Annotated in this window: 12 protein-coding genes and 1 pseudogene; 8 read left to right on the top strand and 5 right to left on the bottom strand. The window is 55.1% G+C overall.

Going from position 1 to position 12,884, the window contains the following annotated elements:
- Nucleotides 1–29 precede the first annotated feature (29 nt).
- Nucleotides 30–986 (bottom strand): transcription initiation factor IIB, encoded by a 957-nt coding sequence (locus ACP5H1_RS02990; RefSeq protein ID WP_427971535.1) that lies wholly within the window; start codon nucleotides 984–986, stop codon nucleotides 30–32.
- Between the two features lie 154 nt (nucleotides 987–1,140).
- On the opposite strand from ACP5H1_RS02990, the gene ACP5H1_RS02985 reads away from it, so the two are divergent.
- Nucleotides 1,141–1,935, top strand: coding sequence for a GTPase (locus ACP5H1_RS02985; RefSeq protein WP_427971532.1), 795 nt, complete (start codon nucleotides 1,141–1,143; stop codon nucleotides 1,933–1,935).
- Here ACP5H1_RS02985 and ACP5H1_RS02980 read toward each other — a convergent pair.
- Nucleotides 1,932–3,770, bottom strand: a complete 1,839-nt coding sequence (locus ACP5H1_RS02980) for an aldehyde ferredoxin oxidoreductase family protein (protein WP_427971530.1) — start codon at nucleotides 3,768–3,770, stop codon at nucleotides 1,932–1,934. The genes ACP5H1_RS02985 and ACP5H1_RS02980 overlap by 4 nt on opposite strands.
- A gap of 219 nt (nucleotides 3,771–3,989) precedes the next feature.
- Here ACP5H1_RS02980 and ACP5H1_RS02975 point away from each other — a divergent pair, with 219 nt between their 5' ends.
- Together ACP5H1_RS02975 and ACP5H1_RS02970 are read left to right on the top strand one after the other, a co-directional pair.
- Complete coding sequence (locus tag ACP5H1_RS02975) at nucleotides 3,990–4,439, top strand: DUF2153 family protein (protein WP_083774091.1); 450 nt, start codon at nucleotides 3,990–3,992, stop codon at nucleotides 4,437–4,439.
- Between the two features lie 62 nt (nucleotides 4,440–4,501).
- Nucleotides 4,502–4,804, top strand: a complete 303-nt coding sequence (locus tag ACP5H1_RS02970) for a hypothetical protein (RefSeq protein WP_427971527.1) — start codon at nucleotides 4,502–4,504, stop codon at nucleotides 4,802–4,804.
- Here the strand turns inward: ACP5H1_RS02970 and ACP5H1_RS02965 are convergent.
- Nucleotides 4,801–7,071 carry an adenosylcobalamin-dependent ribonucleoside-diphosphate reductase gene (locus tag ACP5H1_RS02965; protein WP_427971524.1) on the bottom strand — a complete coding sequence of 757 codons (2,271 nt, stop codon included), beginning with the start codon at nucleotides 7,069–7,071 and terminating at the stop codon, nucleotides 4,801–4,803. The two genes, ACP5H1_RS02970 and ACP5H1_RS02965, sit on opposite strands and share 4 nt — an antisense overlap.
- 139 nt (nucleotides 7,072–7,210) lie before the next feature.
- On the opposite strand from ACP5H1_RS02965, the gene ACP5H1_RS02960 reads away from it, so the two are divergent.
- Both ACP5H1_RS02960 and ACP5H1_RS02955 read left to right on the top strand, forming a co-directional pair.
- Nucleotides 7,211–8,494, top strand: coding sequence for an NAD(P)/FAD-dependent oxidoreductase (locus ACP5H1_RS02960; protein ID WP_427971522.1), 1,284 nt, complete (start codon nucleotides 7,211–7,213; stop codon nucleotides 8,492–8,494).
- A complete protein-coding gene (locus ACP5H1_RS02955) occupies nucleotides 8,491–9,798 on the top strand; it encodes a hypothetical protein (RefSeq protein ID WP_427971519.1) in 1,308 nt (435 codons plus the stop codon). Before ACP5H1_RS02960 ends, ACP5H1_RS02955 begins: the two co-directional genes overlap by 4 nt.
- 35 nt (nucleotides 9,799–9,833) lie before the next feature.
- On the opposite strand, the gene surE is transcribed toward ACP5H1_RS02955, so the two are convergent.
- Together surE and ACP5H1_RS02945 are read right to left on the bottom strand one after the other, a co-directional pair.
- Nucleotides 9,834–10,637, bottom strand: a complete 804-nt coding sequence (surE, locus tag ACP5H1_RS02950) for a 5'/3'-nucleotidase SurE (protein ID WP_427971517.1) — start codon at nucleotides 10,635–10,637, stop codon at nucleotides 9,834–9,836.
- A gap of 91 nt (nucleotides 10,638–10,728) precedes the next feature.
- Nucleotides 10,729–11,271, bottom strand: a complete 543-nt coding sequence (locus tag ACP5H1_RS02945) for a hemerythrin domain-containing protein (protein WP_427971514.1) — start codon at nucleotides 11,269–11,271, stop codon at nucleotides 10,729–10,731.
- 119 nt (nucleotides 11,272–11,390) lie between these two features.
- On the opposite strand from ACP5H1_RS02945, the gene ACP5H1_RS02940 reads away from it, so the two are divergent.
- The 3 genes and pseudogenes from ACP5H1_RS02940 to ACP5H1_RS02930 all read left to right on the top strand — a co-directional run.
- Nucleotides 11,391–11,963, top strand: a complete 573-nt coding sequence (locus ACP5H1_RS02940) for a metallophosphoesterase family protein (protein ID WP_427971511.1) — start codon at nucleotides 11,391–11,393, stop codon at nucleotides 11,961–11,963.
- Nucleotides 11,964–12,548: 585 nt separating this feature from the next.
- Nucleotides 12,549–12,686 carry a hypothetical protein gene (locus ACP5H1_RS02935; RefSeq protein WP_427971509.1) on the top strand — a complete coding sequence of 46 codons (138 nt, stop codon included), beginning with the start codon at nucleotides 12,549–12,551 and terminating at the stop codon, nucleotides 12,684–12,686.
- Nucleotides 12,683–12,884, top strand: a pseudogene (locus ACP5H1_RS02930) (hypothetical protein); the annotation flags it as partial. The gene ACP5H1_RS02935 and the pseudogene ACP5H1_RS02930, both read left to right, overlap by 4 nt.

Raw genomic sequence — 12,884 nt, 5'->3', positions numbered from 1 at the left:
TTAAATTAAAAAGAAATAAATAAAAAGAGTTACTGTGTCTCCCCCTTAAGCTCGTCCCCCACAAGCTCCTTATACCGGTTTCTCACTGTGACCTCAGTGACGCCGGCCACGTGGGCTATCTCCTTCTGAGTCCTCCTTAGGCCGTTCTTCAGCGCTGCGAGGTAGACAGCCGCCGCGGCTAGGCCGCTTGGATCTTTGCCAGCGGTAACTCCCTTGTTTCTGGCCTCCCTTAGTATCTTGGCAGCCTCGATAGTTATATAGTCTGGCAGGCCAAGGGCGCTTACTATTCTACTTATGAATAGCTCCGGCTCTATGACAGGTATGTCAACGCCCAGGTCCCTCACAAGCAGCCTATAGCACCTGGCTACTTCCCTCTTGGTGTCAGCGCTCTTGCTGGGCAGGTTCTTGGCTATGTCGTCTATGGTACAAGGTATCTTTAGCTTACGGCAGGCGGCATACAGGGTGGCCGCGACCACGCTCTCTATGCTCCTGCCCCTGGTGAGTCCCTTCTCGGTGGCGTCCCTGTAGAGCTTAGAGGCCTCCTCCTTAACCCTGTCTGGGAGCTCCATCCTGGTGGCTATCTCGTCGAGTATCTTGAGGGCCTGGTTTATGTTCTTCTCAATGCCGCTTAGGGTCCTTCCCATCTTAAAGCTACGCTGCAGCCTTAGGTTCTCTATCCTCCTGGAGAGCCCCCTTATCCTCTTGCCGCTCCCCTCGTGGAACCCGCTCAGGTAAACGTCAAGGCCCATATTTGGCTTGGCAAGGGAGAGCGGGCCTCCGACCCTGGTTCTCCTAGCCCTTTCGTCGGGCGTATAGGCCCTCCACTCGGCCTCGTCACCTATAACCTGCTCCTCTATAATCTCGCCAGTGTCAAGGCATATCCTGGCGCCTGTGTTAGGATCATAAATTATGTGGTCAGGGGAACACTTAGAGGACTTCTGGGCAGCTGCCTCGGAGTCCTTTTTAGGCTGTTCAGCGTCAGACACGCGCTGACCCCCAAATACTTGCATCTATTTAGTCAGGGGAGCAAAGCTTATAAGCTCAGATGCTTTTCCTGATGCCATGGCCTCTGGGGCTGATGTAATGCATAAATAGTAGTAAATGTTTATAAACACTTAATCTGCCGCTCGGCACCTCACTTTGGGGAAGGCCACAGTGCAGCTAGCGGATTGGCGTTCTCTGGCCAGAATAATAAAAAGGTCTGACGGCATACTTGAGGTTCTAGACGCGAGGGATCCCTTGGGCACGCGAAGCCCTAGAGTTGAAGAGATGGCGAGGGCCTTTGATAAGAAAGTCCTATTGGTGATTAACAAGTCGGACCTGATACCTAGGTCTGTGGCTAAGGCATGGCTGGAGTACTTCAGCTCTCACAATGTCAACGCGGTTTTGGTCTCAAGCCTCAAAGGCTATGGTAAGGGGACCCTAAAGGCTGAGCTCAAAAGGATGTCCCAGGATAACGTCTCGACGTTCTGCGTAGTGGGTTACCCCAAGACCGGCAAGTCCAGCTTGATAAACATGTTAAAGGGCTACAAAAGCGCGCCCGTGAGCAAAGTGCCAGGGAGCTGGGGCTACACTAAAAGCTATACTGTCTACAGGGTCGCCAGCAACATATACATTATAGACACCCCGGGCACTATACCTGTCGAGGGGGATGAGCTGGAGTCCGTGATCAGGGGCAAGAGCCCTGAGGAGCTCTACGACCCAGTAAAGCCTGCGATGTTCTTGCTCGAGAGGGCTATGAAGTATAACACTAACTCGGTCGTTGAGGCTTATGGAATAGTTGAGAGGGACCCCTACAGGATACTTGAGGAGCTGGCGGCGAAGAGAATGTGGATATACAAGAGCACCCATGAGCCTAACGTAGAGGAGGCCGCCAGGGCTGTCATAAGGGACTACCACAGGGGCAAGCTCTGGTTCTTCGTGCCTCCGCCTTAGCTCAGCTTCACGTACTTCTCGAGCTCTGGTATGACAAAGTCGAGGCCCAGCCTGTGAAGGGTCGCCTTAGTGGGGACGCCGTTGTAGTCCCAGCCCCTTAGCTCATAGTAGTAGTTTAGCAACTGGTTATACTTATCATAGTCCAAGTGCATGCCGCTCAGCGGCCCCTTGGTCAGGGGCCTCTTAAACCACTTGACGGGCGGCATGTCGTAGTCCCTGCTCCAGCCGCCCTTCTCCCTTATCCATATGGCCCTTATCAGTGCATACACGCGGTCGCCTATAGCGTAGAGGTCGTCCCACGTATACTTGACGCCGGTGGAGTAGTAGAGCAGCAGCGGGTAGTGCTCTATGTTAAGCCCCACTTCGACCCACGGCAGCCTGCAGGTGGTGAAGCTCTCGAAGAGCCCGCCCCTTATCCTCTGCAGCTCTATAACCTTGGCGGCCTTTTCCTTGCTGTACGCAAATCTGTCGTTCTGGATCTCCCAGCTTATGACCCAGGCGTCCTTGTGATGGGCCCCTATGGGGCTCGTCGCAAAGGCGAGCGCCATGCCTGGGGCCGCGTGGCAGTCGTAAGCGCTAACCCCAAGCCCCTTGACATCCATTGAGAAGTCGCAGCCCCCGACCTTCCTGCACGCGCCGGAGCTGGCCTCGGCCAGTAGGTCTCCCAGGGGCGTCGACCTGTTAGCTATCTGGTACGCCACGTCGGCGAGCGTCTTAGCGTCGCCCCACTCAAGCCTCAGCCTGCCGTCGTAGTCCTTTAGGAGCCCCGCCTGACTGGCCTCTATGGCCCAGCTCAGCGTGGTTCCGAGGCTTTCCGTGTCATAGCCCATCTGGTCCCCTATCCTGTTGAGGTATGCAGCGTCTGCCAGGTGGTCAATGCCCAGGTTGCTTCCCAGGAGCGCCACGTTCTCATAGTCGAGCTCGCTCTTGACTCCAGTCCTGTCAAGCACTACGTTGCCGCACTGCATGTTACAGTTAGGGCAGCCCCTCTGCTCTACCTTCATACTCTCCATGGTGTAGCCGTCTATTCCCTTAAAGCCGTCAAAGACCCCCTCATTAAAGTTGTATGTGGGGAGCACGCTGGTCTCCTGGGCCCAGTCAATGGTGGCCATGGTGCCCTGGCGCATCCAAAACGGGTACCCGGGCCTGCTCTTTATCTCTATGAGGGCCTTAGTCGCCTCAGCCATGTACTCCTTGTTGTCATAGAGCTCATACTTCTCGCTTCCCCTCATGACTACGGCCTTGACCTTCTTAGAGCCCATGACAGCGCCTATTCCTGGCCTTCCGCCGCTCCTGCCCTCCTGGCTTATGATGGTTGCAAACTTCACCAGGTGCTCGCCCGCGGGGCCTATCTCCACTATGCCGGCAAAGCGGCCATAGCGCTTCCTTAGCCTCTCCTCGGTGGTCCACGTGTCAAGTCCCCACAGGTCGTCAGCTGGCTCAAAGTTAACCTTAGTATTCTCTATTTCGATAACGACCGGTTTGTCAGAGACCCCGCTGAAGACCACAGCATCAAGGCCGGCCTTTCTCATCTCATTAGAGAACGTGGTCCCAACGTTGCCGTCCCCATAGCCCCCAGTCAGGGGGCTTTTGGCCGCCACCTGAAGCTTGCCTGTGCTAGGTCCCGGAAGGCCCGTGAGGGGTCCTATTGCAAGGATCAGAAGGTTGTCAGGCCCCAGGGGATCGGCCCCTGGCTTCATGTACTCCCAGAGGATTCTCGCTGCAAGTCCCCTGCCCCCAAGGTACATCAGGGACCATTCAGCAGGATAGTTTATGACCTTTGACTCCTTCCTTGTCAGGTCAACCCACAACAGCCTGCCGCTCCATCCCTTCATTGATGGTTACCTCACCTATATCCACGTGTGAAAATTAATATAGTTATCTTCATTAGTGCTATGAAGGCGCCGCAGGTGGTAATAAGGGAGGGAAAGGGAGAAGGAGTCCTAGTATTAACATTAAACATTAGATATTAAGTTAAGGGACTACCTAACGCGAGGGTCCTTATGCATTAAAATAATAGGCCTGGAGGCCTTTCTCGCACAGAGGTGCGGAAAGTGTCGTCCAGGCAAGATATAACAGACTTCCTGCGTAACCTAGATAGATGGGTAGTTATGCAGCAGAGCATACTTCAGACCTTCAAGGAGAACGAGAAGAGAATATCGCAGGCTGACAGGCTTGAGCTTATAGTTAACACTAGGCTTGCCTTCAGCCACATGATGAGAACTATAAAGGCCTTTGACGACTGGCTCCAGGACCCCTTCATAACTACGAACGCGCCCAGAGACCTCCTTGTTGATGTGTGGGAGAGAACGGTGAAGATACTTGAGGAGCTCCTGGAGCTTGACATAGAGCACACCTCGAGCATGAGGAACACCCTTGACAACTACTTTAAGATGGGCCAACTGAACCCCATACTCACTAGGCTGAGGGAGATAGGCTCGACCCTTGGCGGCGAGCAGGAGAGAGGGCGGGGAGAGATAGGGGGCACAACGATATCATTCTGAGGCCCCTGCTCGCTCAACCTTTTTAAACCAGCCTAAGTCGCTCATAGGCCGGGTGATGCTAAGTGTCAGAGCAGCCAAGGAGACAGGAGCAGGCCAGGAAAGCTCAGGGAGCCAGGGGCTCAAGGCAGCAGGCCAGGGCCCAGGCAGCGGCGCCCGCGCTTGACGTCACGCCAGAGCTCATAAACAGGGCTAAGAGGGACGTAGCCAAGATGAGCTACGTGACGCCAGCAAAGCTAGCGTCCATGCTTAACGTGAAGCTTTCTGTGGCCAGGAAGATACTTAAGAAGCTAATTGCTGACGGCTCCATAGAGGTCCGCGCAAAGAACAGGAGAATTATAGTCGCTGTGCCCAAGTCATCCTCTTAGAGATCGCAGGTCGGGCACCCCCCAGCGTACTCTTCGCTAACGGCTGAAAGCGATGAACCCTCAACATTTATAACGCCAGGTACCATTTTGGCCTTGGCCCTTATCCTCAGCTTTGGCGGCTCCCTGATGAGGGCATCGATATTTTGATCTACACTCATCACCTGGACCCCCTTGCTTTGGTCCCTGAACACTGTTATGCCTTTGCACTTAAGCCGCCATGCCTCCATGAAGACGCCCTTCACGTCATCCACAGTGGCGTCCCTTCTCATGTTGACCGTCTTGCTGACAGCGTTGTCAACCCACCTCTGGAAGACCGCCTGCATCCTGACGTGCCACCTCCAGTCTATATCAAGCGCCGTGCCGAGAATTGCCTGGATGTCGCCTGGAACCCAGCTCAGCCCCCTGACGGACCCCCCGTGCCTTATAACGTCCTTAATCTTTTCCGCGTTAAGGTTGTTGCTCTCCTGAAGCCAGTCTCTCAGGAACCTGTTAAGCTCAACCCATGAGAAGAGGGAGCTCTGCCTGATGTATATGAGCGAGTAAAACGGCTCTATGCTGCTGCTGGCGTCAGCTATTATGCTTATGCTCCCCGTAGGCGCGATTGTAGTCACGGTTGCGTTCCTTGTGCCCTCCATCATCTCGGACCTGACCCTCTCCCAGTCAAGCTTAGGCCTTGAGCTTACTATCGAGTGAACGGCGTCAGAGACCTTGGACTCATCATAAATCTGCGAGCTGCTGAGCTGTGGCTCAAAGTTGAACCTTCCATCCTTGTGTATACTTCCTGGAAACTCAGGGTAGGGTCCCCTCTCCCTTGAAAGCCTGTTGCTTTCATCCCTAGCGACGTAGGCTATGAACTCCATAAGCTTATCAGCGAGGTATAGCGCCGAGTCGCTGTCATAGGGTATCTTTAGCTTAGCTAACATGTCAGCCCAGCCCATAACTCCAAGCCCTATTTTCCTGGTGCGTTTGACCGCCGCCTCTATTTCGGGCCGTGGGTACCAGGACGTCTCTATTACGTCGTCCAGGAACCTAACCGCAATTCTTATATCGTGCTCCAGTAGTTCCCAGTCTATGCCCTCGTCCTTGACGTAACGTCCGAGGTTAAGCGAGCCTAAGTTGCAGGCCTCCCAGCTCAGCAGCGGGGTCTCCCCGCATGGGTTTGTAGCCCTTATTCTGCCAAGCCTTGGAGTCGGGTTGTGCTGATTTATCGTGTCAAGGAACACTAGGCCCGGATCGCCGGTCTCCCACGCGGCCCTCGCGGCCTCTTCAAGCAGGGAGCTTGCCTTCACGGTCCTCCTGGGGCTGCACCTTCTCCAGAGGTCAGGGAGGTCACCGCTGAGGAGGCCCACGAGCTGGGGGCACTCATTTGGGTCATAAAGGTTCCACTCACTGTCGCTCGCGGCGGCCATCAGGAAGGCGTCGTGAACTCCTACACTTATGTTGAAGTTCTCCAGGCCGCCCGACAGCTTTGAGTTTATGAATTCCTCTACATCAGTATGGACATCATGAAGTATTCCCATCATGGCGGCCCTTCTTCTGCCTCCTTCCTTGATTACGTCGGCGACCTCGTCAAAGAGCTTCATGAAACTGACAGGCCCGCTGGCGATGCCTCCAAATGATAAAGGCGATCCCCTCCCCCTGAGGGGAGTGAAGTCAAAGCCTGCGCCCGCGCCAGTCTTGAAGATCCAGGCGGCTGTGTTAAGCGCCGAAAAGATGGAGTCCATGTCGTCTTCCAGAGGTATCACGAAGCACGCTGCCAGCTGGTGGTACTTGGTTCCAGAGTTCATTATAGTGGGGCTGTTTGGCATGAACCTACCTGACGACATAGTTTCGTAGAACTCCTGCCTGGCAGCGTCGAGGGAGCCCCCGAGGCTGAGCTCGGCCTCGGCCACGAAGGAGGCTACCCTCTCAAGCGCCTCGTTGGGTGTCTCAACCACGAGACCTTTGCGCTTGACTAGGTACCTCTCATAAAGTAGGTTCAGGCCAACCCATGTCGCCCAGGACTCTATGCCCTCAAGCTTGCCAGGGGCCTCCGAGCCCTTCTCCTCATATATTTTGTAAAGGATCAGCCTCCTTGCGGCCTCCTCCCACCTCGGGTCCAGAAGGCTCCATGATGCGAAGGTGCTGAGGGCCTTAGTGAAGAGCTCCTGCGGGCTGCTAGCCTGAAGCCTTAGTAGTTCGAACTCTATTTGAGAGGGGTCGAGGCCAGCGTCGCGCGCGGCCTGCTTAGCCCACGCTATAACCTTCGTTCTTGTAAGCTCTCTCATAGTTACCCTGTTCTATATTGTAGGGAAAAACTAAATAGTTAGCCTCATTAACTCAGATCAGAAGGTTAAGCTGTGGGATTTCTTACGATAGATACCTAATAAAAGCCGCTGCTCGGCAATGTATACACGAGGGATTCAAATGTACGATTACATAGTGGTGGGCTCTGGCATAACTGGGCTTGCGACAGCTTACCACATAAAGCTGATGAGCCCTGACTCCTCGGTAATAGTCATTGACAAGGAGGACTCTGTGGGGGCGGGGGACACATCTAAGAGCGCGGCGGCCTTCAGGGCGGCCTTCACAAATAAAGTAAACTTAATGTTAGCCAAGGGCAGCATAACGTTCTATGAGAAGGTTCAAAACGAGGGCTTTAGCCTAGGGATGCTGAGGGTGGGCTATCTATTTGCAGTTGACGCCAACTCTGACAGCGTAGTAAGGCAGGGGGTCAGGGCTGCGGAGTCCCTGGGAGTTGACGTTGAAGAACTACAGCCGGAAATACTTAGCAAGACGCTGTTCATGAGGACAGAAGTTAGCGGAAGCGAGGAGTCCAAAATAGTTGGAGCCGGTGACATAGTCAGGGGGTACCTGTTTAGGTATGCAGGGGTCCTGGACGCTGAGAAGCTGGTAGATTACTACTACAGCAAGCTTAAGTCCATGGGCGTGGAGTTTCAGCTCGGAGTCCCAGTTAAGGAGTTCGTGGTTTCCCCCACGAAGCCGCTTGGCATAGAGGGTGAGCCGTTCCCCTGGGAGGAGGCCAGGGTCAGCGGCGTCAGGCTAGAGGATGGAAGGGTTCTGGAGGCCAAAAGGAAGATCATAGCAGCCATGGGCGTCTGGGCCAACGACCTCCTGAACCCCATAGGAATAGACACGTACAGCAGACCCAAGAAGCGGCAGATCTTCGTGGTGAAGGCTGACACTCAGGAGCTGAGGTCCATGCTTTACGCTGAAGGCCTTAACAGCGAGAAGGTGATGCCATTTACAGTGCTGCCAAAGGGAGCTTACATAAGGCCTAACCCCGCGGAGGGCACGTTCTGGATCGGGATGGCCGACGAGCTTGGCAGGCCCTTCGTCAGGGATGAAAACCCAACGGCCGAAGAGAGGTACTACACGTACGGAATCCTGCCAGTGTTAAGCCTTTACTTCCCTCAGCTTGGCCTTAAGTACCCTGAGGCCTCCTGGGCCGGGCATTATGATATGAGCTTTGATGGGCTGCCTATAATATATGAGCCTTACTCAAGCGGCCTGGTGGTAGTGGCGGGGACCAGCGGCAGCGGCATAATGAAGGGGGACTCCATAGGCAGGGTGGCGGCGGCCCTCGCACTAGACATGGATGAAGTAGAGCTCGGTGACGGCACCGGCTTCAAGGTCTCTCTGCTGGGCCTGGAGGGCAGGGGAGCGGAGAGGGAGCTGCTGATACTATGAGGGTGCTCCTGGTAGTCACAGGTGGCGCGTCTAAGTATAAGGACATTATAACGAGAAGGGTCCCGCGTGACATTAAGGTTGACTTCTTGGAGGTCAGAGACCTCCTTTTCCTAGATCCTGAGGCGCTGAGGGCCGCAATAATTCAGAGGGCAGGGACAGACTACGATTACATAATAATTCCAGGGAGTTATCCCTGGAGCGCTGGGCTAGTTGGAGCTAATGTATATAAAGGTCCCGAGGGTTTGGGGCTCCTAGCTCAGATGTTGGAGAGGGGAGACCTTGATCTTAGCAGGGACCTCAGCCTTGAAAAGTATAGGTCTGACCTTGTGAATGTCATAGCCAGGGAAGCCTTAGAAAGCCTCAGAAATTACGAGCTTATTCCTCTTAGGCCGCCTCCTGTGAGAGTTCTATCAGAGGTGGTGATCAAGGGCTCTGAGAATGTTGAAGACATAGCTAGCACGGCCAAGACCTTGGCTGCTGATGGAGCCGATGCAGTGGTGTTGTCGCCCATTACTGCGAAGGCCGAAGGCATGCTTAAGGACGTCCTGGCGGCGGTAAGCGGCATGAAGATTGCGCTGGGCCTTGACGCGAGAGCTGAGGTTTTGAGCAAGTTTTCCTCAGATTTTGAAGTGCTTCTGAGCCTTAGGCCGTGGCAGCTCGAGGACCTTTCATGGGCCAGCGGTAAGTATCTAGTGGTGACTGTGAGCAGTAACGATGAAATAAGCCTTGCGAAGAGCTACGTGGAGCATTTGGTTAGCGAGGGCGTTAGGCCGATTTTAGACCCGGTTATAAGGCCCCCTCTGGTGCCAGGCCTCTGGGGCTCACTCCAGAGGCTTGCTGCGATTAGAGAGCTTAGCGCGCCTATAATGATAGGGCTCAGCAATGCAGTAGAACTCATGGATGCCGACACGGCGGGCTCAGCAGCAATGTTGACTTTCATCTCTGCTGAACTTGGAGCCTCGGCGCTCCTAGTGGAGGAGGCAAGCTTCAAGGCTAGGGGGCTAACGGCCGAGGCCAGGGCCGCAGCGGATATGGCGTCGCTCTCACTCATGTGGCTGAAGCCGCCTAAGGACGTCGGTGTGAGCCTGCTGAATTCTAAGCTTAAACATGGGACGGTCAAGGGTGAAAACTTTGAGATCAGGCTTTTAGATAGGGATAAGATAGAAGTAAAGCTAGGCAGTAAAACCCTTACGCTAAGTTGCAGGGACAGGTGCCCGCCTAAGTCTCTTGGAGCCGCGGATCCCTCCCTTATAATAGCAGTATACAGGGCCTGTCTGCCTTGGTCATCCAGGTGGGTCTGTTAAACGATAGCTTGAATCTTGGGGACGCTCAAATAGCGCTACAAGAGGCCCGCGAGGGCCTCCTTGAGCTTACTTAAGGAGCTCGCAGGGTAGGTGGCGACGCTCAGGCACCTTATACATATAGGTGTCAGTGAGGCGTAGCCTCTCTTGACAACGTCCACGTCGCTTCCCTCCTCTCCTCCAGAGTAAGCTACGCTTAGGTCGTCAGTTCTCCAGCCGAGCACATGGTAGGTGTTCTTGTCCTCGCCGTTGTAGATCTCTATGTTAGCTATGTTGGCTATGGGCGCTATGGTTATCCCTCTAGGCTCTCCCCTGGGGAAGTTAAGGTTTATGATGTCTACATCAGTGAGCTCATAAATTACGTCTACAAGCCTTGCAACTATGTCAGCTGTAATCATAGATGCTGTCCTGAGCCCCCTTAGGTCCTTCTCATCCCTGAGGCCGCGTAGCACTGCATAGCTAGAGGCCACGGCCTTGACGCCTAGCAGGGAGGCCTCGATGGCAGCCCCTATTGTGCCGCTCGTGAAGAAGTCCACGAGGCCCATGTTAGGGCCAATGTTTATCCCTGAGATAACCATTACCGGCCTTGAAGGCAAGAGAGCCTTTATTCCTATGGCCACAGCGTCCGCGGGCCTTCCATCTATAGCCCACGCTCCCCTAGCTCCTTCAAGTTTGCGCTTCTCAACTTTCACAGTGAAGGAGTTAGATTTGCTGGCGCCGCTCACCTGCGAGGCCGGCGCTACAACATAGACCTCGAGTCCTCTTGAGGCGAGCTCCTCCACGAGGTATCTCAGTCCCGCGCTGTCTATACCATCATCATTAGTCGCTAGCAGACTCTGCAATTTCTTCCCACGCTCCAGGGCTTGCGAAGCGTCAAATATGTGATGCACGGAAGATAAAAGCGTTAACGTTAGGCACTACAACAGGGTCTGGCTAGCCCTCCATGACAGAAAACATGTAATTAAGCTGCCTCTCCAGGGAAGCCTTGTTGCACTCAGGTTTTGCGTCAAATAGCCTTAGCTCGTTCAGCAGCTGGCTCTTCTCGTTGTCGCTGGTGTACATTTCGACATAGGCAAATGCAACGCTGTTCTCCTTCTCCTGGTGGCTGAGGAGCCTCTTTACTAGGTCTCCAAGCACAGCGTCAATAAGGCTGACGTCGCTGGTCTCCCAGGCGACCTTAAGTTTATCTGTGAGCGCCCTGATAGCGTTATGATCCTCCTCTAGCTCAAGCTCCAGCGACTTAACGTCGTCGCCTAGGGCCCTCAGCTTAGGAAACACGTAAAGCTCTTCCTTTGCGAAGTGGCACGAAATTACGAAGTCCCTAAGAAAGCTAAGCTGCGATGAGACGAAGTCCTCGTCTAAGCCCACGCCTGACTCCACTCTCGTCCTCGTCCACTCAAGGACAGTCGTGAACCGCTCTATTAGCACGTGTTCTTCCTGAAGGCCTAGAGTGACGGCCTCCACTCGAAATCCCATTTAGACGTTACCTGCCTGTAGCGTTTTTAAGTTAGGACCACGGTTAGTAAATCATAAAAGGTGAGGTTAAGACTAAGCTTTTACTTGTAAACAAGTGAGGCTATCTGTGGAGACCCGTCTTGAAGGCCACGTTAGTGCTGGCAGACATTCATTACCCTCACACGAACCTGAAGCTCTTAAGGCAGTCGCTGGAGGAGGAACACGACTCAGTGGTTCTACTGGGGGACTCTGTCGACTTAGCAGCCTCCCTGCCAGAGCTTCTGAGGTTAGTTAGCGACAACGGGTCTGTACCCGTTACGCTGGTAAGAGGAGACAATGAAGAGTCGCTAAGAATAGGAGGTGTAGACCTCTACTCAGCGCTCGGGGGAAGAGTGCTCATGGTTCATGGACATCAAGGTAACGTGGCCAATGAGGGCTTTACAAAGTTCGCTGCAAGGCTTGCCGCTAGGGCCAGTAGGAGGCTCGTCCTGAGCGTTTATGCAATGAGACTGCACAGGCCTGGGGTTTTTGTTGTCGCCGGGCATGCCCATGCTCTGTGGTACTCACGCACTTTCAGGGTCGCTATTGCGGGTTCACTGTCCACTAAGAGCAGTTCAAGGCCGTTCAACGAGCAGGGCTATGCGATCTTAAGCGGGGAGAGCCTGACCCTTAAGGTTGACCCCGACGACCCGGTGGCCTCCGTGAAGGTCTGAAGGCTTGGAGAATTGAAAAGAATTGAAAAGGGGCTTGTGGTGTGCGCTGACCTCCTCCCCGCCCTGAAGGGCGAGGGCTCCCCCAGGGCGGCTCACCGGTTCGCGGCTTACCGCCTTCACCTTCATCACCTCATAGCTGGCGGGCGCGTTACGCGCCCACCCCGCTCCGCTCGTCCAGCGGCAGGCCGCGGGCCTGGCCTTAGGCCCGTTACCCCTATCCCTCGCCGGGGGTTGCCCTCATCCCCCAGCCCCCTGGGACTCGGGGGTATGCAGCAGGGGCGCGGGGACACGCGGGCGCAGCGGAGCCCCTCTCGGGGCATCCCCACGCCAAACGACCATGACCTTCCAGGGCTTAAAAGGCCTCACCCCGCCCCTGGAAGGGGCGAGGCTTGTCGTTCCTTTTGTCAAGGGCCTGCTCAGGTCTAACCAGCCCGTCCTTGTCAGGGAGTTCTACGAGGACGCCCTCAGGCTCATGGCCAGGGCGGACAGCTGCGCCGAGCTCAGGGGCCTCAGGCCCGTCATATGCGAGCTCTACAGGGCGTACAGGGCCAGGGCCGTCAGGGGCGAGGCGAGGGAGTACGTGCTATGGGTGAAGGGGGAGCCCTACATCAGGGGCCCAGGGGCTTCTACAGCGCGGAGCTCGGGTACAGGGGTCATGACACTGACTACTACCTCCAGTACCTCGCCAGGGCCTGGGAGACCCTGGAGGGGATCCTACGGTGATCACGGGCTTCCCGGAGCTCGACGAGCTGGTGGCGAGGGACCTCATAGTCGAGTTCTTCTCGACAGATGGGGGGCTCCTGGAGGAGCTCTACTCGAGGACCATAGCCCTCTCGTCATACCCCGAGGTCAAGGTTCTCGTGGTCGCGGAGAGAGGAGGCCTGAACCCCTGGCTCATAAGGGCGTACCAGAGGGCGTCAG

Origin of the sequence: Acidilobus sp., assembly GCF_049973875.1 — an archaeon.
Classification (GTDB): domain Archaea; phylum Thermoproteota; class Thermoprotei_A; order Sulfolobales; family Acidilobaceae; genus Acidilobus.
Note: the sequence above shows the minus strand (reverse complement) of the source record. Positions and strands in the feature narration are given on the sequence as shown.

Excerpts from the sequence above, each read along its gene's own strand:
- ACP5H1_RS02965 (WP_427971524.1), bottom strand. The coding sequence starts at position 7,071 with ATGAGAGAGCTTACAAGAACGAAGGTTATAGCGTGGGCTAAGCAGGCC.
- ACP5H1_RS02960 (WP_427971522.1), top strand. The coding sequence starts at position 7,211 with ATGTACGATTACATAGTGGTGGGCTCTGGCATAACTGGGCTTGCGACA.
- ACP5H1_RS02980 (WP_427971530.1), bottom strand. The coding sequence starts at position 3,770 with ATGAAGGGATGGAGCGGCAGGCTGTTGTGGGTTGACCTGACAAGGAAG.
- ACP5H1_RS02955 (WP_427971519.1), top strand. The coding sequence starts at position 8,491 with ATGAGGGTGCTCCTGGTAGTCACAGGTGGCGCGTCTAAGTATAAGGAC.
- ACP5H1_RS02935 (WP_427971509.1), top strand. The coding sequence starts at position 12,549 with ATGGGTGAAGGGGGAGCCCTACATCAGGGGCCCAGGGGCTTCTACAGC.
- ACP5H1_RS02945 (WP_427971514.1), bottom strand. The coding sequence starts at position 11,271 with ATGGGATTTCGAGTGGAGGCCGTCACTCTAGGCCTTCAGGAAGAACAC.